Origin of the sequence: Lactobacillus jensenii DSM 20557, from assembly GCF_001436455.1 — a bacterium.
GTDB classification, from domain to species: domain Bacteria; phylum Bacillota; class Bacilli; order Lactobacillales; family Lactobacillaceae; genus Lactobacillus; species Lactobacillus jensenii.
Genome location: NZ_AYYU01000013.1, coordinates 1 through 19833, shown reverse-complemented (window position 1 = coordinate 19833; position 19833 = coordinate 1). Strand labels below are relative to the sequence as shown.

Sequence of the window (19833 nt, the reverse complement as noted above, 5' to 3'; positions counted from 1 at the left end):
GCTATCTCTCACACTCTCTTCCTTGTATAAGGGTAACAATACTGAAGGTTTTTTCTTTAGCAAAAATTTCTAAAGTAGAATTATCAAAAATCAAACTTAACTCTTTGCTATCTGCTTGCCAGTGATATTCTTTCTTAAAAGCTGGAGAATGAACTGTTATCACGTATTCATTTTCATCATTAATACGCTTAATTTTGACCTCTCCATCTTTTCCTTGGAACAGATATTGTGAACCTAATTCAAAGATACCCTGAATTCTTGGTGTTTGATTTTTTATTGATTGAATAGCCTTTATTTTTTCCGTTTTAAATACACCAAATGGCTTTTGAATAACTTTTTTGCCATCTTCAGCCAATTCAAGATATCTAGGAATGGTCATCATTCCATTCCATTGGTGATTAGTATCTACCAAATATGTTTCATTTTCCATACTTCTGAACCAAGAAATTAGTACCCTGCTACCCTCATAATTAAATGATTGAGTTGCATAAATATCAGCATTACCATCTAAAGCCATAAATTTATCGCAAGTAAATTCAGCTTGGTCCCAATCCATCTTACCTTCAGCAAGATATACCTGACTGCGCTTTGATTCTCCCCAAATAACGCAAAAGGTTAAGAAATCTCTTCCATCAATAGAGAAGAAGTCTGGACACTCTGTCATTATTCCTAACTTACTGAAGTCTTTAAAGATATTTCCTTTGTAAGTCCAGTTCCTTAAATCATCAGATTCAAAGAGAATAATATTACCATGTTTTTGAATTCCTGCAGCTAAAAATAGATAATACTTTCCATCTCTTTGAATAACTTTTGGATCTCTAAAATTCTCAGGTTCAATTCCAGGAATTGTATCTAAATCTATAACAGGATTTTGATCATACTTTTGGAAAGTAACACCATCTTTAGAATAAGCTAGACATTGCGTTTCATGTGCCTGTCCTTTAGCATCAACTGAATGGCCAGTATAAAGAACATATAATTGGTCGTCTTTAACAATTGCAGATCCTGAAAAGACACCATCTTTATCATAGCTCTCACTTGGTTCAAGAGCTACAGGCATATCATTCCATGATTGCAAATCACGACTAATTGCATGTCCCCAATGAATATTACCCCACTGATTTTTGAAAGGGTTATATTGATAAAATAAATGATACATTCCATTGTAATAAATCAAGCCATTAGGATCATTAAGCCATCCAAACAAAGGAGTGAAATGCAGATTAGGTCTTGCACCATCTTTTTCTAATGCTCTTACTTTTTCAAAAAGAAAATCATTTGCTTTCATTACTTATCTCCATTACCTGTTGAACCTAATCCTTGGACTAAGTACTTTTGGAAGAAAGCATATACTAAAATCAAAGGAATTGTAGAAATAGCTAATAAAGCCATCACTTGGTTCATATATACAGGTTGTGTATTGTTAATATTTGTTATTGCCACTTGTAATGGGAATTGGTTAGAATCATTCAAAACCATCAATGGCCAAACATAGTCATTCCAACTTCCGATAAAGGATAAAGTACCTATAGTTGCAATAGTTGGCTTAGCCATTGGTAATAAGACGCTCCAAAAGATTCTAAAACTACCTGCACCTTCTATTTCTGCAGCTTCACTTACATTGGCCGGAATTGCTTCAAACGCATTTCTAAACATGTAAATTGCAAATGGGCTCGACATCCCTGGCAAAATAACTGCCAGCATAGTATTTAAAATACCTAATTGCTTAGCAACTTGGAATTGCTGAATTAACAATGTTGCACCAGGAATTACCATCAATGAAATCAAAAAGGCAAACAAAGCTTTTTTGCCCCAAAAATCAAATTTAGCAAAAGCATAACCAGCTAGTGAGTTAACAATTAATGAACCTGCCGTTAGTGAGATTGCATAAACAACCGAGTTCAAAATATATCTAAAAATAGGAAACCGACTAAATAATTGTTGATATGCTATACCCCAATCTTTAGGATTAGTAGAAGGTAAAAATGCAAATATGCTAGTCATTTGAGAATAAATATCTTTTTCTTGCTTTAAAGATGATGCAATCATCCAGACTAAAGGGAAGATAAAGAATAAAGCTAGCATCATAATTAAGAAAGTGGAAATAATCAAATTTGCTTTTTTTCTGCTCATCTTTATTTTTCCTTTCTATTAGTAATACGTCTTTGAACGACTGTTAAAACAATGATAATTAATCCATAAATGACACTGACAGCAGAAGCATAACCTAATTGACGATCAGTAAAACCTGTCCGATAAATGTAATAAATTGGAGTCATAGTTGAATATTCAGGTCCACCTTGGGTCATAACCATTGATTGTGTCATCAAGTTCAAAGCAGAAATTAAGGTAGTAGTAAGAATCATTACTGTCGTCGGCTTTAAACCAGGTAAAGTAATATAAAGGAACTTCTTCCATTTACTTGCACCATCTAATTCTGCTGCTTCATAAAGGGATTCAGGTATGTCTTGCAATCCCGCCAAAAAGATTAACATCTGGTAACCAGCACCTTGCCAGGCGGAAATCCCAATAATTACATACATTGCTTGCTTAGCAGAAGTTAAGAATGGCTGTGGAGCCACATGAATAATCTTAAGTAAACTATTTAAAAGACCTTGATCAGGGTTAACAATATAGAGCCACAGAACCGAGGTAACGGTCAGTGAAACAACTACCGGAGCAAAAAATGCAATTTTGTAAAAGAGATTAAAAGGTCTCTTTTTATTAACAATAAGTGCTAATCCCAAAGCCAGCCCAAGTTGAATTGGAATAATGAAGACAACGAATTGAGCTATATTTTTAAGACTTTGAAGAAAAATTCCATCTTTAAAGGTTTGAATATAATTTGCTAAACCAACGAACTTTTTTGCATCTGGATTTAAAATATTGTAATCAGTGAAAGAATAGCTAATTGACATAGCAAAAGGAATGATAAGAAAAATCAGCAATAAGAGGATTGCGGGTAGGACGAATAGCCAACCTATTTGATTTCGCAAAACTTTATTTTTCATATCTAAAAATCCCTTCTAAACTACTTAAGGTATTTTTGCATTGCTTTAGCTTGTTTCTTCAATACCTTTTCAACATTAGGATTCTTTTGGTAAAGTGTTACATCTTGAACAGTTTCCGCAAAAGTACGAGAAATTTGTGGGTAGTTAACAATAATTGGTCTTGCATGACCTGATTGTTCATTTTGTTCAATTAAGAATTTCATCGCACTATCTGCATTCTTAGAAATTCTAGCAATATTTGACTTTCTTGATGGAAGAACGCCTAAAGCTTTATCAGTATTGTAACTTCCTTCTTTACTTGCTAAGAAGTTAACTAAGGCACCTGCAGCCTTCTTATTCTTAGCGGTTGCACTCATTGCATATTGCCATGAGCCAGTAGGAGAAACAAGCTTCTTAGTTTCAGGTGATACAGGGTATGGTAAAACGCCCCAATCAAGTGACTTATATTGAGTCTTCAAAGATTGAATTTCCCATGCACCAGTTAAAAACATTGGGTACTTACCAGTTTCAAATCCTTTATCTTTAGGACTCAAAGTAGTGTAGCCCTTCTTTACCAATTCTTGGATAAACTTAAAGGCACTAGCAGTCTTGGCTGAATCAAAGTAACCGGTTGATTTAGTTGATGAACTGTTTACAATATCACCATTTGCTGACCATACAAATGGAGCAAAAGCATAAATTGACCATTCAGAGCGATCATTTAAGTTCATGTTAAATGGTGTAGTGTGTAACTTATTCTTTAATCTCTTACAAATACTTAAGAATTGATCCCAAGTCCAAGGTTTGTTTAAAGTTGGTAATTCTGAATCAGAAATGCCGGCTTTCTTAAATAACTTCTTGTTGTAGTAAATTCCGACAGATGATTCTTGATAGCCAACTGCATAAAGTTTACCTTTATAAGTACCTTGTTTAACAATACTTGGTAATAAGTCTGATTTATTAGTAATGTACTTATCAATTGGTTGAATAATCTTTGAATGTGCATATGCAGCAGTATTTGGACCATCTAAAGTTAAAACATCTGGCAATGAACCTGAATTAACAGCTGCATTAATCTTATCTTCATAGCCACCACCAGAGCTAGAACGTGGAATAAATTCTACTTTTGCCTTATAACCATGTTTGTTAGTCTTATTAAAAATAGAAATATTCTTAGATAAAGCCTTTCCTTCTGGGTCATCTTTAGAAACGTGGACCCACATAGTAACTGTATTCAGATTTTGGGCTTTTTGACTTGAACACCCAGCAAGTGATAACCCAGCCATGCAGGCTATAGCTGCAAGACCTGTTTTCCAAAACTTCTTCATTTTTGTATCTCCTGTTTCATTTTAAAATTGAAACGTTTCATTTACAATTCAAATAATAACAGCGTGTGTAAGCGCTGTCAAATATTTTTTGTGGTATTACCTTCAATATAGCTTACTGGGAAACGCTCAATCCTTTGTTCATCCCTATGTTGCTCTACTTTTTCGATAACCATTTCTACTGCGCATTTTGCCATTTCTGGGAGTGGCTGTCTAATTGTCGAAATCCCTAATTCAGAATTAAAATCTGGCTTTATCCCATCATAGCCAATTAACTGAATTTGCTCTGGTACGGAAATCTCTCGTTGCGCTAACCAATTTTTAACATCTAGTAACAAACTATCAGTATTACAGAAAATCCCATCAACTTCAGGATTTTTATCTAGCAACTTAAATAGCTCTGTTTCTTCCTCTTCTTTTGTCACTGGTTCTAGCAAATAAACATCTGCAAATTCATATCCTTGTTCTGACAAATATTCTGCAAAACCCTTATGACGTTTCATTACATCACTAGGATTATGGTTATAAGTACCAATAAAGGCTGGGTGTTTCACTCCATGTTTCAGCAATTCTTCAGCAGCTAATCTGCCACCTTCATAATTTTCCGAAGTAACATAAGAAATTTTTTGTTCAAAATATCGATCAATTGATACCAAGGGAATACCAGCATAGAAATATTTATCCAAATCATCATATGTGATGCAAATAATGGCATCAATCTTGTTTTGTTTAGCCATTTTAATATAATGCTGTTCTGCCTTAGGATTATTAGAATAATTGCAAAGTAGCAATTTATAATTTTTTTCTGCTAAATATTTTTCTACATAATAAGCAAATTCCGCAAAAAACAAGTTCCAAATTGAAGGTAAAATAAGCGCCACAGTCTTTGAAGATTTAACTTTTAAGCCTCTTGCATATTCATCTGGAACATAGTTTAGCTTTTTGATAGCTGCATTAACTTTATCAATTGTCTTTTGCTTAACACCAGGAGCGTGATTAATAACTCTTGAAACTGACCCCAAAGCAACACCAGCTTCGCGTGCAACATCTTTCATAGTAGCCATAAATACCATCTCCCTTTTTACAGATAAATTTAATACTTAACAGTTTATTATACTATGCAAATAAATAATATTCACAAACTAAGCCAAAAGAAAAAAGATATCCAAATGGATATCTTTTACACAATATCATCTTTCTTAGCTACTAAGGCTAACTTCCAGCCAGTAGTAAAGTGATTTTCTCGCAGGTGTCTAATAGCGTCATAATCACTTTCTAAGCTATCAATTGCATCTTGCAGCCTTTTATTTTCTTTTCTAATCGCATTTAATTCTGGGTCATTCACGACCCCTTTCAAATGCACTTGTCCTGCTAAATAACGGCGACGATGTTCGAATTCTTCTTTTAAAGTTCTTAAACTAGCATCATAGCGAACTAATTTTTTATTCAAATCTTCAACCTGCTTATTTAACTTCACAAATAAGTCATAAGGCATATCTGATTTGATGCGATTGCATTCACTACATGACAAAATTAAATTATCTAAGTCGTTATTATGTGACAAAGATACTGGATCTTTATGATCCACGCTACGGCCAGGGCGACCACAATATTGGCAAATATATTTATATTTTGCACGAATTCTTTCACGATTAATATAATCAACTTCGTTAAGTTGAAAATTAACCTTTAAGCCGAGCCCCGCAAGATTTTTACTAAATTCAGTCCCTCCTTGGGGAATAAAATCAAGTTTGCCGTCTTCACTTTTAATGATAGCTTGATTTAATTCGCTACGGTCTATTTGACCACTGGCTACTTCATTACTATCGAAGTCTTGCATAAAGGCTTCATAGGATTTTCTCTGCTTTTGACCTTTAACAATAAAGTTATGTTCGCCTGTGCCTGCTTTACCACGATAGCCATACAAGAGAGCTTGTGCAAAAGTTGCAATTACATCATTTGCATAATCTTCAGCAGATAATCCTCGCTCAAGACAAATATCACAAATACTCCGTAATTTAGGATTGATTAACCCTTTTTCTTTGAAATGAAAAGAAGCTAATCTTAGTCCACAACTTTCACACTGAAGCCTCACTAGTTTTCCTCCACCAAAATGCTAAAGGCGATTTTTTGCATCTTTACTGCACCAGCAAAATCACCCTTAAATAAATCTGGCAAAATCTTTTTGATGAAGTATTTAACACATGCTAAATCGTCAAATTCTTTTATTGTTTCTAAGCTTTCTTTGAACATCTGCATATAAACTGGATTAGGATTCCCTAACTCAATTTCTCCATATGCTTCATACATTAAATCTAGCTTATCACAAACTGATAAGATTTTTCCCTCTAAAGTATCATCTTTTGCTTCACTTAGACGTTTGCGGTAGATTTCTTGAAATTCTGCTGGAATTTCATGTTTGATGAATTCATTAGTCATGGCTTCTTCAACATCGCCAACTAATTTACGCATTTGTGGTGTTGCGTATTTAACTGGGGTCTTAATATCCCCAATGAAACGTTCAGTATAGTCATGGTTTAAACTCTTTTCGTAAAGGGCCTTCCAATTAACTTCTTGATCACCATATACTTCTTCAATATCTCCCATCATTTGGGCAAATTCAGCTGTTCTAAAGCAGTGTGCTGCAACTGAATGATGTTGATATTTAAAGTAACCTGGCGCTCTGTCAATTGACTCCAAACTTGATAACCCTTGTAAATATGCGTGTAAACCCATTATTTATTTTCCTCCCTTACTTAAATTTGACTAAAAATTTTTACTATCATACCAAATAAAAAAATTAAATGCAAATGTAAAAGTTATAAGTTATAAAAAAAGACTACTAGAACAAATATCCTAGTAGTCTTTATTGAAATCTTACTTGTTTTCGTCCTTAGCAGCCTTGTTAAGGTATTCTACAACTGCTGCTGCGTGAGCAACACGCTTCTTTGAGTTAGCAGCGTTACGAGGACGACGGTGTGGGTTAATCCCAGTGTGAATGTTTCTTGACATGTCTATTCTTCCTTTCAGATTTTCGAAAATCTACGTAATTTTAACATATATAGGACTTAAATTTCAAGTTTACTTAAAATAGCCTATTTAGATAATCTTTAACTTGCTCACGAACCTTAGTACTGGTTAAAAAATTAGCTACTAAAATGATGATAATACCAACTAAAAGGAAGATTGCCAAATTCATAATTACCCTCGATTCCGCTAAGTATCTATATTTTCATTGTAGCCCCTATACTAAAATCAGAGCAATTAATATAACTTTAGTAAAATGCTTGTAACACTCTATTCAGAACAATTAACAAGTCTTGCCATTTTTCATTTCTTCGGCAGTTAATTCATGTGGCGTATATTCACGTACAGCAACAGCTCCATCAATCACACCACTGTTATCATATAAGCTTATAACGGCGTTACGTGCATTTAAAAGTAAGCCATCTGTTAAAAATGCTAATTCATTATCTGAAGTATACATTTCCAATCCAGCATTATTTTCCATAACTACTGGATATTCTGGATCTTTTTGATCAGTTACAATTAATTGGAAATCTGCCCCAATTGTACAAGTACCACCTAAAGTTGAATATTTATTTGAACCATCATCTAATGTCAAAATAACAACTTGACCAAGTTTTACATGCTTTTTTATTAATTCTTGTGCTTCATCTTTAATATTGATTTGAACAGTTTTATTAGTCATAAGTAAATCCTCCTATTACTCACTAACTATATCTCTTTCTTTGTTATCTATAATGAACCTTTTAACACCTTAAATTCAATTTTTTTGCTTATTATTAGGAAATAAATTGCTCAAAGATATTGCACACTTAACAAAAAAGGCTCACAATAAAACTTGGTGATTTTTAGGCGATTAGCATGAGGGGGACCACAGATGACCGTCTTGAAAAATATTTTTAAGGATCGCATATTCCAAATTTCTCTAGTGATTACAATCATTAGCTTATTTTTTGCGCGCCCAAGAATAAGTGATATCAATTTTCACACACTTTATTCTGTTACTGCAATGCTTTGTTTAATTCAAATCTATGCTTACTTACATGTTTTGGATATTTTAGCATATAAATTAACTAGCTTGGCTGATAATACTCGCAAATTAACTTTGCTTTTCACATTATTATCGGTGCTTTCGGGTATGTTCTTAGGTAATGACATTACGGTCTTAACCCTCATTCCCCTCTATTTAAATGTTGCAAAAAAGTATCAACTACCTCAAATTTACCCAACTACCTTGATTGGTATGGGAGCAAATATTGGTGCTGCTTTCACTCCTTGGGGTAATCCACACAATATTTTTATTGTCAGCAATTATAATGTACCTGCTAATGTCTTTTTTGCATGGTCAACACCTTATTTAATTGTTTCTTTAGTAATTTTAATAGCAACTTGCTTTTTCTTACCTAAAGACCATATTCCTGTTAATCAAACTGAAAATATTCATGTTAACTGGAGAATGACAATTTTAACTACAGCTGTCTTTATCTTTTTCTTTTTCGGTGTATTTTCAATTGTGCCAATCTACTATCCAATGATTGCAGCTTTGTTATTAGCTCTGTTAATTAATCCAAGGATTTATCTTAAGATTGACTACGCTCTTTTATTAACTTTCACTTTATTCTTTATTTTTATTAGTGATATTCAACAAATCCCATTGATTGTTGGATTGATTCATATGACTGTATATTCTGAAGGATCTACTTATTTAACTTCAATTATTTCAAGCCAATTCATTAGTAATGTGCCTTCAACTATCTTAGTTGGAAAGTTTACTAATTTTGCCAAGGCATTACTACTAGGCTCTAATATCGGTGGCTTTGGTTCTGTTGTTGGATCTATGGCTAATATGTTAGTTTTAAAAACATTCAATCAACATTCTAGTGCAAGTAAAAGAAAGTTCTTCAAACACTGGACTATTTTACAATTTTCAGGTTTGATAATTTTAACAATTGTTGGTTGGTTAATAATTTATTTCAATATTTAACTTAAAGAAGACTTAATTGTCTTCTTTTTTCTTGTAAAAAAAATCCTATTCTATACAATTATCTTAAGGATTAAATTAGTTTAAGGAGATATAATTATGACTATTTGGATTATTTTAGCAATTGTTGTTGTTTTGGCAATTATTTACATTACCACTTACAACAGCTTACAAAATGCCAAAGTATATACTGAAGAATCATGGAGTCAAATTGACGTTCAATTAAAACGGAGAAATGATTTGATTCCCAACTTAGTAGAAACTGTTAAAGGTTATGCTACTCATGAAAAAGAAACTTTGAGCCAAATCGTTGAATTAAGAAATCAATTAACTCAAGTTCCAGCAGATGACCACGAAGAAAAGATGAAAGTTTCAAACCAAATTACTGATTCTTTAAAGAGTATCTTTGCTTTACGTGAAGCTTACCCAGATTTAAAAGCTAATCAAGAATTTGGTAAGTTAATGGAAGAACTTACTAATACTGAAAATAAAATTGCATATTCTCGCCAACTTTATAACTCAAGTGCAGCTCTTTATGATCGTAAGCTTTTAACCTTCCCTTCAAATATTGTGGCTGGTATTCACCACTTCACCAAGGTTGAATACTTAGTAACTCCAGAAGCTGAAAAGGAAGCTCCAAAAGTTTCATTTAAGGACTAGCCTATGCTATTTGAGCAAATTTCAAGAAATAAACGTAGAACTGCTCTGATTCTAACAATTTTTGTTTTAATTTTAGCTTTAGTTGGCGCAGCTGTTGGCTACTTTGTCGCTGATAGCATGATAGCTGGAATAATTATTGCTGTAATTGGAACAGGTATCTATTTGGCAATTGTTTTGCATGATCCTGCCCAATTAGTTATGAGCATGAATAATGCTGAAGAAATTCACGAGCAAGATAATCCTGAACTTTGGCATATCGTTGAAGATATGGCAATGGTTGCTCGAGTTCCAATGCCTCGGGTCTACATTATCGACGATGCTAGCCCTAACGCCTTTGCGACAGGTCGAGACCCTGAACATGCTAGTGTTGCTGTAACACGCGGATTACTTGAAATGATGAACCGGGAAGAGCTTGAAGGGGTACTAGGTCACGAACTTTCTCACGTCCGCAATTATGATATTTTAGTATCAACTATTGCGATTGCAATGCTAACAGTTATTACACTATTAACTGACTTTACTTCGCGTTACTTATTCTGGTTTGGTGGTAGCAGACGAGATAGAGATGACGATGATAATGACAACAAGAACTTAGAAATCATTAAAATCGTACTCTTCGTAATCACAATTTTGTTAGCACCTTTGGCTGCTACTTTGATTAATTTAGCTCTTTCAAGAAACCGGGAATACTTAGCTGATGCCGGAAGTGTTGAATTAACCAGAAATCCTCATGGCTTAATTTCAGCTTTAAAAAAGATTGAAAATAGTCAGCCAATGGAAAATGTGAGTTCTAGTAGCCGGGCCCTTTATATTGAAGATCCGGTAAAGAAAGAACACAGCAGTTTATTTGACACTCACCCACCTACAAGTGAACGAATTAAGCGACTTGAACAGATGTAAAAAAGAGAATCCTAACGGATTCTCTTTTTGTGTTGCTGATATTAACTCACACCCAAGGCAAATTTAGCGTAATCTGACATCCGCTCTTTCGTCCACCTAGGCTGTGCCCTAAATTCAACATCGACATTTTTAACTTCAGGTATTTTTACTAATACCTCTTTAATCATCTTTGCTAAAACAATTTCTAAGGGGCAACCTAAAATCTCTAGTGTTAATTCAACTAAACAAATACCATCTTCATCTAAGTCAATACTATAGACAAAACCCATATTAACAATATCAATTCCTAATTCAGGGTCAACAACAGTCGTTAGTTGCTTAATAATTTCATCTTTAATAACTTCTGGTGCTCTCATTTTCTTCACCACTAAGCATCTTTACCAAAAATCTTAGCCTTAATTGCTTGCCCGGTAGGAGTTCCGGCTAAACCTCCTATCCCAGTTTCACGCAAAGCAGCTGGCATAGACTTCCCTACTTTATCAAGGGCCATGATACATTCATCTGCTGGAATTATGCTTACACATCCTGCCAAAGCTAAGTCAGCCGAAACCAAAGCATTAGCTGCTCCAATAGCGTTACGTTTAACACATGGAACTTCAACCAAACCAGCAATCGGATCACAAACCAAGCCCAACAAATTACTAATTGCAATCGATAACGCTTCGGCGCATTGCTGCGGTGTTCCTCCAGCTGCTTCAACTGCCGCCGCTGCCCCCATCGCTGAAGCACTACCTACTTCTGCTTGGCAGCCTCCAGTTGCACCAGCAATTCCAGCATGATTAGCAATTACTAAGCCGAATCCGCCGGCTGTAAATAAAAATCGCACCAACGCATCTTCATCTAAATTAAGCCTTTTTTCTAAAGAAGCAATTACCCCTGGCAAAGTACCAGATGAACCAGCTGTTGGGGTTGCACAAATAATCCCTAAAGCGGCATTTACTTCATTAGTTGCCATCGCTGCTTGCACAGCTCCCATCATAGTATCCCCGGACAAGGTCTTATGGGTTTGGCGATATTTAGCCACTTTTACGGCTTCACCACCAGTTAAGCCAGTTGAAGATATTACACCCTTACCAGATTCACCTCTTTTGACGGCTTTTTGCATGGTTTGAAGATTGAATTGCATCTTCTTCCATATTTCTGCTCGCGATAAACCTGAAGTTTTGATTTCATCTTCAATTATTAATTCAGAAATTGCCTTTCCTGTTTTGTTAGCTGTATCAACAATTTCTTTAACACTATCGAACATAATTTTTCCTACTTTAAATAGATTATCCCTTTAAATTTTTCTTGCATTAAAGCTAAAGTATCAGGTGCTAGATATTTTTCAATATCAAATTCATATAATTCACCATTAGCTACTGGCCATTTTTGTAATTTTTGTAAACCTGCTTCTTGATCTAATAATTCATTTAATTGACTAACTAAAGGATTATTTTTTTCATTTGATTGATATAAAACCATCGGTAGTGGTCCAGTTAAGTTCATTTTACAGCCTTGTAACTCGATTAAGCGAATTTCAATTGTTCCACCACCAATTGAGCATCCCCCAACTGTAATTTGCTTTTCACCATCTGATAAATCAATAATTGCAGTATTAGGGTGATTAATTGGACTTGGTCCTTCTTCTTCAACAAAACGCAACTTAATTCCTGCTTTAGCAACCATTTCTGGTGCTTTAGGAATCCGCTCATCATCTGGTGCCATCCCTAACAGTCCACCTGCAATTGCAAAATCAGTTCCATGCCCACGGTGCGTTTTTGCAAAAGATTCATAATAATGAACTACTACTTTTTTAGGAGTTTTTTGAAAAATTAAGCGCGCAGCATTTCCAATTGCAACTGCCCCAGCTGTGTGCGAGCTTGAAGGTCCTACCATAACCGGCCCAATAATATCAAAAACACTGCGATAGTTAGCCATAACTTTTCTCCTTTAGACGCTTTACTACTTTAAGTGTAAATATATTTAAGCAAAAAATGAAGTAATATAGGAAATTTATAACTTTTATATTACAACCAAGAAAAACCATATTCCGAAATCTAATCGAAATATGGTTTTTTCTTTTTCATTATTGTTGACTACTATTTTTGAACTAGTAAACAGCACTAAAAGGCGCCTCCACCACTTCCACCACCAAAGCCACCAGATGAACCACTTGAAAACCCGCCTGATGAACCTGTATCAGAACTAATACTTGAGCCTGCATTAAAAGCAGAAGTAAAACTATGTTCAAAATTATTGCTACTACTATTAGTTAAATATAGAGTTTGATAAACAACTAAATCACTAGTTGCTAATTCACTCTCGCTAAATTCCAATCGGAGTTGTTTTAAAACCTTCTCAGATAGACCTAATGCTACTGCATAAGGCATAATATCTTCCCAAAGAATAAGCTCGCCAATATCTCTCATTTTAAAATTACCAATATTTTCAAGCATCTTCTTAAAACTACGTACTTGGTTTGTAATCTCGGCACCTTTTTCTGTATAAATGCTTAACCGACTAGCAGCTACCAACCACGAAATACCATTTAAAATTGCTAAACTAATTGCTAATACTAATAATTGCCATGAAATTATACTTAACATACATGATAAGAAAATAATTATTGCATTAATAACAACCAATATTCCAGCTAAAGCTACTATATTTTGCTTCTTTTCTCGGATTTTATTTGAGAAATAATTTCTTTGATAAGCTTGCTTGTAATATTGATTTCTCCAAGCTTGATACTTCTCACTTAATTCTTTAGGATCATCAAATTTCTTTAATTCATATGTAGAAAAACTTGCACCGTTTCCTACTTCATCAAATAAAAATCTTAATAGTGGTTGCTGACTTAAAGCAGTTTGATCCTTCAAAAAAATTCGATAGCTCGACTTTTTTATAATCTTGCCAACTTTTTCTTCTCTAATTTCTAACTTATGCTTTCCGGTCAATTCAGTAATTAAAGCCATCAATGCTTGAGTATCTGGCTTGGAAGTCTTATCAAGAATTTGAGCTATAATAGGACTTACTTCAGGAATTTCATAACTATGAGCCAAGGCAGACATTTTCTTAGGTTTTGATCCTTGTTTCTTTACGAATAAACTGACAATTATCGCCAAAATAGAAACAATGATGCTAAAAATTAAAATATATCCCGCTCTTTTTCTTCTTTGGTTAGCTTCTTCTGCAAGTTGTTTTTCTTGTTTTAAAATAAATTGCTTACGCTTTTCATTTGAAACATTTTTATTATCTGTAGTAACACTTGTTGGAAAAATTGCATGGACCTCAATTCCAGTATCTCCAGCTACATTGTCAGCAGTCATAATGATTCGTCCCTTATCTGGCAATACTTGAATATGACCTGATATGTCACCATGGGCCCAAGCTTTTAATATCGGTACCTTACTTGGAAATATAACCTCAGCTTCAACATGATCTAAATCAGTTTCCCAACCATTACCAATAATTTTAAAATTAAGCTCAGCTGTATCCTGCCAATTTTTTATAGCATTTGTTATCTTGTAACGATATACAATGGTAAAACGATTACCTGCTTTTACTTTGTGAAATACTTTAAATTGATAGCCATTTTTATAACTAAGTTGATAGGTATCATTACTTCCACTGGAATTATTAATTATTGCCTTTGTTACACCTTGATTGATTATTTCTACTTGAGGATTAAGCAACTTTTGATTTTTTAACAAATTCTGCCGATAATAAACACCACGAGCAGAACTATCAAACTTATAAGTAATCTTTCGTTCAATTGTTAAATTGCCATCAGCTTGAATATGACTTGCTACTTTTACATTAGTAATATCATAACTAGGACTATCCGCTAATACTCTTTGTCCCGTTACAGAAAACAAAAGCGTTATAACACCCAACATCAATAAAAGATTGATAATTTTTTTCATTCTTACACCTTATTAGCCCTATTTCAAGTTAATATTCGCCTGTCTAAATAATTCTTCTCTCATCAATGCTGGAGTAGTACCATAATACTCACTAAACTTTTTATAGAAAAAAGACTTACTTGAATACCCTACTCGACTAATAATTTCTTTTAATGATAAATTGGGCTGCGCCAATAATTCTCGTGCTTCTTGCATTCTTCTTTCATCAACATGTTCAACAAAACTTTTACCAGTCTTTTGTTTAACTAAATTGGAGAAATAATTTTGATTAAATCCAAAATATTCCGCTGCTTCCGCTAATTTAACATCTGCAAAATGTAAGTCGATATACCTATCAAGGTCACTACCGATAAAATTAGCTTTCTTACTCTTTACAGTAGCTTGACTAAATACTTGCGTTCTAAGTGATAAAGCAAGTAATTGACTAAAAGTTCCAGCCATCATCGATGCCATAAATAAATCACCATTTAAATATTCATTAATGGCATTTTCAATCAATTGACTCTGCTTCATTAACCTACTTGTCTTAATAAAAAGATATCCTTTTTCAGCTAACAGGCTCTTTACAGTTACTAAAATTTCATTTTCTTTATTATCAAGACTCATATAATTCTGAAGTTCTTTTTCAAAATCATAAATGGCTTTAACACGCATTTTAACGACTACTGTTTCAGAAGTTTGTTCTTTAATTTCAAATGCTTGACCCGCCTTAATTAGAACCAAATTCCCAGCTGACAAATCAAGTATTTGATTACGTAATTTAATAGAACAAGTTCCATTTTCTACAAAAAGCCATTCTTCTTGTGAATGATAGCGGTGAATACCGCCATTATGATTTTCAACATAAATGGCAAAATCTTTCTGATTTTTATTTTTGGAGTCTAACTTTAAGTCATTAGTACTCTGTTTAGTATTTTTTATGACCCCTCTTAAGTATTGGTCTAATGTAAAAATTGCCACTTAAATCACCGCCTTAATATGATTATACAATTAATAACTTTTTATTTGCTGATTGTACGCTTTTCTTTTTGACGGGCGTAATAGCCAATAATAAATGAACCAACAATTAATGTTGTTGCTACAATCATAATATTATGAATTCCACTATAAAGAATCTGCCTCATTTGTGGCAACAACGCTTGTGGCAAAGACTTACTAGTTTCAGCATCTGATAAGTGATTAAGCATATTGATAGTTATACTACCACCACTTTCTCTTACTCCTCTAAAAAGTGCTGCATTCATAATTAACCCAAAAACACTAGCAGCAACAGCAGAAGCAATCATTCTAATTAAAAATGAAAATGAAGTTGCTACTGGAACATCTTTCTTCTCAACATCTTGTTGAACCTTAACTTGTAATTCATTAAAGACAATTCCATTACCAACACCTTGAAACATCCCTGCTAAAATAATTAAGAAATAAGGCATTGTAATAGGTCCAAACATCATTAAGAAATAACCTATTAGCAGTGATCCAATCCCAATTAATACCACTTGACCTGCTGACCAATGTTCTCGCATTTTAGCAACTGACAAAGAAGCGCATAAATCAGTAAATGCACCCGGAATTTGTGTGGCTCCACCAATAAATGCACTGGTAGCTAGTAATCCTTGAGCCCACATCGGTGCATAAACACTAAATGCCATCATTGCTGCCCAAATTAAAACAAACAAAGCAAAATCAATATTTAAATCTGAATTTTTAAATAAATGTCCTGGAATAACTGGATCTTCAGCTCTTTTTTCAATAATGATTAACATTCCAAAGAAAATTAAAGCTGCCGCAAATAAGACCAATAGGGTACCCAACTGAGTCTCACCAATTAAATCGACACCTATCAACATAATAATTAGGCCTAAAGTTAGGGTAAGTGCCCCACCCAAATCCACTTTTTTCTTTGGTCTTTCAATTTTTTCATCGATAAAGTAAATCTGCACAAGAATAATTGATATCAAAGCTACTGGAATATTTAAATAAAATACCCAGCGCCATGATAGAGTATCAACTATCCAGCCACCTAGCATTGGACCCATAATAGTAGCTGAAGAATAAAAGGCACTAACTAGCCCTAACGTCCTCATTCTCTTAGCGGGATTTGGATATAAATCAGAATAAATAATATAAGGAATTGAAACCATTCCCCCATTACCTAATCCACACAGTAAACGTGCCAATAGTAAGATAAACATATTAGGAGCCATTCCTTGAAATAATGCTCCTAATAAAAATGTTAATGCCGCTAATTGGTAGGCTATTTTATTACTAGTTCGTTCACCCAACTTACTCCAAAGTGGGGTTGCAACGGCTGTTCCTAGCAAAAATACACTAACCATCCAGCCCATATATTCGATTCCTTTAAGATCTGCAATAATTCGAGGCAGAGCGGTATTAATAATAGTATTGTCTAGTCCTGACATTGCATTAGATAATAGCAAAGCCATGGTGACAATAATTGTTCTTTTCTTGTCCATACTAACTCTCTTTTCAACTTGTTTTAATTAACTATACAACGTCTAAAAGCAATTGAATAGACAATGACAGCGTTTTTATATATAATCAAGACGTTTAGGGGTGCCGTTAGGCTGAGATGATACCCATTGAACCTGGTCTAGGTAATGCTAGTGAAGGGAAAATGACTTGTGATTACTAATGCCACCTCAAGGAAGGTGGTTTTTATTTTGCAAACAATTTCTATATCAAATTTAAACTTCGCTTATGATGAGCAAGTAATTATCAAGGACCTATCTGCGAATTTTACTCCTGGCAAACTCCATCTCTTAATCGGTGAAAATGGAGCTGGTAAATCAACGCTACTTAAAATTATAGCTGGCTTATTACCTAAATTTGGTGGAAAGCTTAGTGGCAATATCACAACTAATTTAAAAACCAGCATGATGTTTCAAGATCCTGAACTTCAATTTGCTCTACCTACAGCTTATGATGAGTTGATTTTTACATTGGAAAATATCGGTGTTTCACGTGAAACTTATAAAAATAAAATCACAGAATCAGCTCAATTTACTGGTATCACTCCGTTACTTAAACGCCCACTAAATCAGCTTTCAGGCGGCGAAAAGCAAAAAGTTGCTTTAGCTATTTTATTAGCAATGGACAGTGATTTGCTTTTACTTGATGAGCCTTTTGCAAGTTGTGACTTAGCTAGTAGAAAAAGTATCTTACTTAAACTAAACCAATTAGTTAAAGCTGGTAAAACTGTGATTATTGTTGACCACGATTTACCAGATTATGAAACTCTAGCAGACGAAATTTGGCTATTTGAAAACAAGCAGCTCCATCACTTAACTAGTAATGAAAGAGCTAGTTTATTTCATCATTTAAAGCAGCCCATTAATACTAATTTTGTCTTGCCTGAAGAGCAAAATTCACTCTTTACTTTTTCCAATACCGTTATTAAACACAAGCTTCCTTTAATTGAAGTATCGAATCAAGCTATCTATCAAGGAAAAATCACCTTACTTACAGGAGAAAATGGAGCAGGCAAAACTACCTTATTTAAGACTTTAACTAAAATGCATCCCTACACTGGAAACTTAACTTACCAAACAAAAGAAGTTAAAAAATGGCGCTTAAAGCATTATTTGTCACATGTTGCTCAAGTTTTTCAAGAAACTAACAATCAGTTCTTAGAAATCACTGTCAAAGAAGAGCTGGCTTTAAGTCAAAAAACACAAGTAAATCCTTATTTTACCCCAGAAAAATTAACCGAGATTTTAGACACATTAGGATTAAGCAAGTTATTAAATCATAGCGTCTATACCCTATCTGGTGGTCAAAAAAAGAAGCTGCAAATTCTATTAATGCTCTTAAGTAATCATGATGTCTTGCTCTTAGATGAACCTCTTGCTGGGCTTGATTCTTCTTCGCGGACAATAATTATTAATTTACTGGCTGAGGTGCAAAAACAAACAAAACAAACCTTTGTAATTATTAGTCACCAAATTTCTGAATTTGCACCAATTTGTGATTACCATTTAGTTTTAGCTAAAAAAGATTTAACTTATATCCAAAATGGAGGTGAAAGTCTTGAATCCTAGTTTTAAATTCTTACTTTTATTAATTATTGCGCTAGTTATATCAGCAACTAACTCAGTTGAATTAAACTTAATTGTTATCTTCGCTTGCTTTATCTATTTAGTAAAGTATCGCTTGAAGTTAAGCCAATTTTTCAAGCTATTACTTTATCCTGCTTTAGCTGCGATTTCCGTTTTCGTTACGGTTGGGTACTTTAGTAAAAGCTCCATCTATGATGCCACTAGCTTAGCTAGCAGAATTTATGTCTATGTCTTTACCGGAGCAGCTTTAACTTTAACAACCGATATGACTACTCTTGCCAGATCATTTGAACAAAATCTCCACCTACCTGCTAAATTTGCTTACGGCTTTTTGGCTGCAGTTAATATTTTGCCTAAGATGAAACGCCAAATTAGGCAAATTAGATATGCTGGTTTGATGAGGCAAACTCCACTTTCACTTTTTTCACCAAGACTTTATTTCAAGGCGCTACTTGCTGCTTTAGCTAATTCAGAGATGCTTGCTCAAGCAATGGTATCTCATGGCTTTAGTGAAGATAAAAAAAGAAGCGTCTTGCAAGTTGTGCAAGTCCGCTTCAGTGATTACCTCTGGTTTGGAGGGATTTTATTTATTTTTAGTGTTTTAGTGATATTTAGTTGTTTTCTTTCAAGATAGCTTTTATCTCTTCATCTGAAAGAGAAACATCTTTGTTTGCTTTTATCCATGCTAAACTTTCAGCCACTGTCGCTAGCTTACTTCAAATTCTGATGAATTATTTTGCGAATTTCACCATCACTAAGGCTGAAGTCTGAGTCAACCGAATCTTTGATTGCGGAATATACTTCTGCTTCACTTATTTCAGGTTGAGTACGTTTAAAAAATGTTACGAAAGCTTTTACCGTATTCTGATCTTTTCTTCGTGCTTCTTGCTTGGTTCCTAATTCAATACCACGTTTTTCTGCTACTGCAGTCTCTTCTTTCATTCGTAGTTCTGCTGTTCTCATAAG

General features: G+C 34.0%; 20 protein-coding genes, 1 pseudogene and 1 riboswitch. Of the genes and pseudogenes, 5 read left to right on the top strand and 16 right to left on the bottom strand.

Features of this window, described 5'->3' with window-relative positions; genetic code table 11:
• Position 1: 1 nt before the first annotated feature.
• The 9 genes from FC45_RS04715 to FC45_RS04680 form a co-directional block, all read right to left on the bottom strand.
• Positions 2-1288, bottom strand: coding sequence for a glycoside hydrolase family 32 protein (locus tag FC45_RS04715; protein WP_006588338.1), 1287 nt, complete (start codon positions 1286-1288; stop codon positions 2-4).
• Positions 1288-2133, bottom strand: coding sequence for a carbohydrate ABC transporter permease (locus FC45_RS04710; RefSeq protein ID WP_006585441.1), 846 nt, complete (start codon positions 2131-2133; stop codon positions 1288-1290). Before FC45_RS04710 ends, FC45_RS04715 begins: the two co-directional genes overlap by 1 nt.
• Positions 2134-2135: 2 nt before the next feature.
• Positions 2136-3011: a carbohydrate ABC transporter permease gene (locus FC45_RS04705; protein WP_006585440.1), complete on the bottom strand. Its 876-nt coding sequence runs from the start codon at positions 3009-3011 to the stop codon at positions 2136-2138.
• 20 nt (positions 3012-3031) lie between these two features.
• On the bottom strand, positions 3032-4318 hold the full coding sequence (locus FC45_RS04700) for an ABC transporter substrate-binding protein (RefSeq protein WP_006585439.1): 1287 nt from the start codon (positions 4316-4318) through the stop codon (positions 3032-3034).
• A gap of 77 nt (positions 4319-4395) precedes the next feature.
• On the bottom strand, positions 4396-5379 hold the full coding sequence (locus tag FC45_RS04695; RefSeq protein ID WP_006588337.1) for a LacI family DNA-binding transcriptional regulator: 984 nt from the start codon (positions 5377-5379) through the stop codon (positions 4396-4398).
• A gap of 116 nt (positions 5380-5495) precedes the next feature.
• Positions 5496-6410, bottom strand: a complete 915-nt coding sequence (locus tag FC45_RS04690) for an HNH endonuclease (protein ID WP_006585438.1) — start codon at positions 6408-6410, stop codon at positions 5496-5498.
• Positions 6410-7051: a YfbR-like 5'-deoxynucleotidase gene (locus FC45_RS04685; protein WP_006585437.1), complete on the bottom strand. Its 642-nt coding sequence runs from the start codon at positions 7049-7051 to the stop codon at positions 6410-6412. The genes FC45_RS04690 and FC45_RS04685 overlap by 1 nt, the downstream gene beginning before the upstream one ends.
• Positions 7052-7192: 141 nt before the next feature.
• A complete protein-coding gene (locus FC45_RS07925; RefSeq protein WP_006585436.1) occupies positions 7193-7327 on the bottom strand; it encodes a hypothetical protein in 135 nt (44 codons plus the stop codon).
• Between the two features lie 298 nt (positions 7328-7625).
• Positions 7626-8027, bottom strand: a complete 402-nt coding sequence (locus FC45_RS04680; RefSeq protein WP_006585435.1) for an iron-sulfur cluster biosynthesis family protein — start codon at positions 8025-8027, stop codon at positions 7626-7628.
• Positions 8028-8219: 192 nt separating this feature from the next.
• On the opposite strand from FC45_RS04680, the gene FC45_RS04675 reads away from it, so the two are divergent.
• The 3 genes from FC45_RS04675 (at position 8220) to htpX (ending at position 10883) form a co-directional block, all read left to right on the top strand.
• A complete protein-coding gene (locus FC45_RS04675; RefSeq protein ID WP_057706425.1) occupies positions 8220-9326 on the top strand; it encodes an SLC13 family permease in 1107 nt (368 codons plus the stop codon).
• A 96-nt stretch (positions 9327-9422) separates the two neighbouring features.
• Positions 9423-9983, top strand: coding sequence for a LemA family protein (locus FC45_RS04670; RefSeq protein ID WP_006585433.1), 561 nt, complete (start codon positions 9423-9425; stop codon positions 9981-9983).
• 3 nt (positions 9984-9986) lie between these two features.
• A complete protein-coding gene (gene htpX, locus FC45_RS04665) occupies positions 9987-10883 on the top strand; it encodes a zinc metalloprotease HtpX (RefSeq protein WP_006585432.1) in 897 nt (298 codons plus the stop codon).
• A gap of 41 nt (positions 10884-10924) precedes the next feature.
• Here htpX and FC45_RS04660 read toward each other — a convergent pair whose 3' ends face one another.
• The 6 genes from FC45_RS04660 to FC45_RS04635 all read right to left on the bottom strand — a co-directional run bounded on the left by FC45_RS04660 (position 10925) and on the right by FC45_RS04635 (position 17265).
• On the bottom strand, positions 10925-11239 hold the full coding sequence (locus tag FC45_RS04660; protein WP_006585431.1) for a metal-sulfur cluster assembly factor: 315 nt from the start codon (positions 11237-11239) through the stop codon (positions 10925-10927).
• 11 nt (positions 11240-11250) lie between these two features.
• A complete protein-coding gene (gene sdaAA / locus FC45_RS04655; protein WP_006585430.1) occupies positions 11251-12132 on the bottom strand; it encodes an L-serine ammonia-lyase, iron-sulfur-dependent, subunit alpha in 882 nt (293 codons plus the stop codon).
• 8 nt (positions 12133-12140) lie between these two features.
• Complete coding sequence (gene sdaAB / locus FC45_RS04650; RefSeq protein WP_048588100.1) at positions 12141-12803, bottom strand: L-serine ammonia-lyase, iron-sulfur-dependent subunit beta; 663 nt, start codon at positions 12801-12803, stop codon at positions 12141-12143.
• A 185-nt stretch (positions 12804-12988) separates the two neighbouring features.
• Positions 12989-14791 (bottom strand): DUF2207 domain-containing protein, encoded by a 1803-nt coding sequence (locus FC45_RS04645; protein WP_006588335.1) that lies wholly within the window; start codon positions 14789-14791, stop codon positions 12989-12991.
• 18 nt (positions 14792-14809) lie between these two features.
• Positions 14810-15751, bottom strand: a complete 942-nt coding sequence (locus FC45_RS04640) for an AraC family transcriptional regulator (RefSeq protein ID WP_057706423.1) — start codon at positions 15749-15751, stop codon at positions 14810-14812.
• A gap of 41 nt (positions 15752-15792) precedes the next feature.
• The gene (locus FC45_RS04635; RefSeq protein WP_006585426.1) at positions 15793-17265 is read right to left on the bottom strand and encodes an MFS transporter; all 1473 of its coding nucleotides are present in this window, start codon (positions 17263-17265) and stop codon (positions 15793-15795) included.
• An 86-nt stretch (positions 17266-17351) separates the two neighbouring features.
• A riboswitch (TPP riboswitch) is annotated at positions 17352-17441 on the top strand.
• Between the two features lie 31 nt (positions 17442-17472).
• Here FC45_RS04635 and FC45_RS04630 point away from each other — a divergent pair.
• Positions 17473-18849 carry an ABC transporter ATP-binding protein gene (locus FC45_RS04630; protein WP_006585425.1) on the top strand — a complete coding sequence of 459 codons (1377 nt, stop codon included), beginning with the start codon at positions 17473-17475 and terminating at the stop codon, positions 18847-18849.
• The gene (locus tag FC45_RS04625) at positions 18839-19501 is read left to right on the top strand and encodes an energy-coupling factor transporter transmembrane component T family protein (RefSeq protein ID WP_006588333.1); all 663 of its coding nucleotides are present in this window, start codon (positions 18839-18841) and stop codon (positions 19499-19501) included. The genes FC45_RS04630 and FC45_RS04625 overlap by 11 nt, the downstream gene beginning before the upstream one ends.
• A gap of 77 nt (positions 19502-19578) precedes the next feature.
• On the opposite strand, the pseudogene FC45_RS04620 reads toward FC45_RS04625, so the two are convergent.
• Positions 19579-19833: pseudogene (locus tag FC45_RS04620) on the bottom strand (hypothetical protein); the annotation flags it as partial.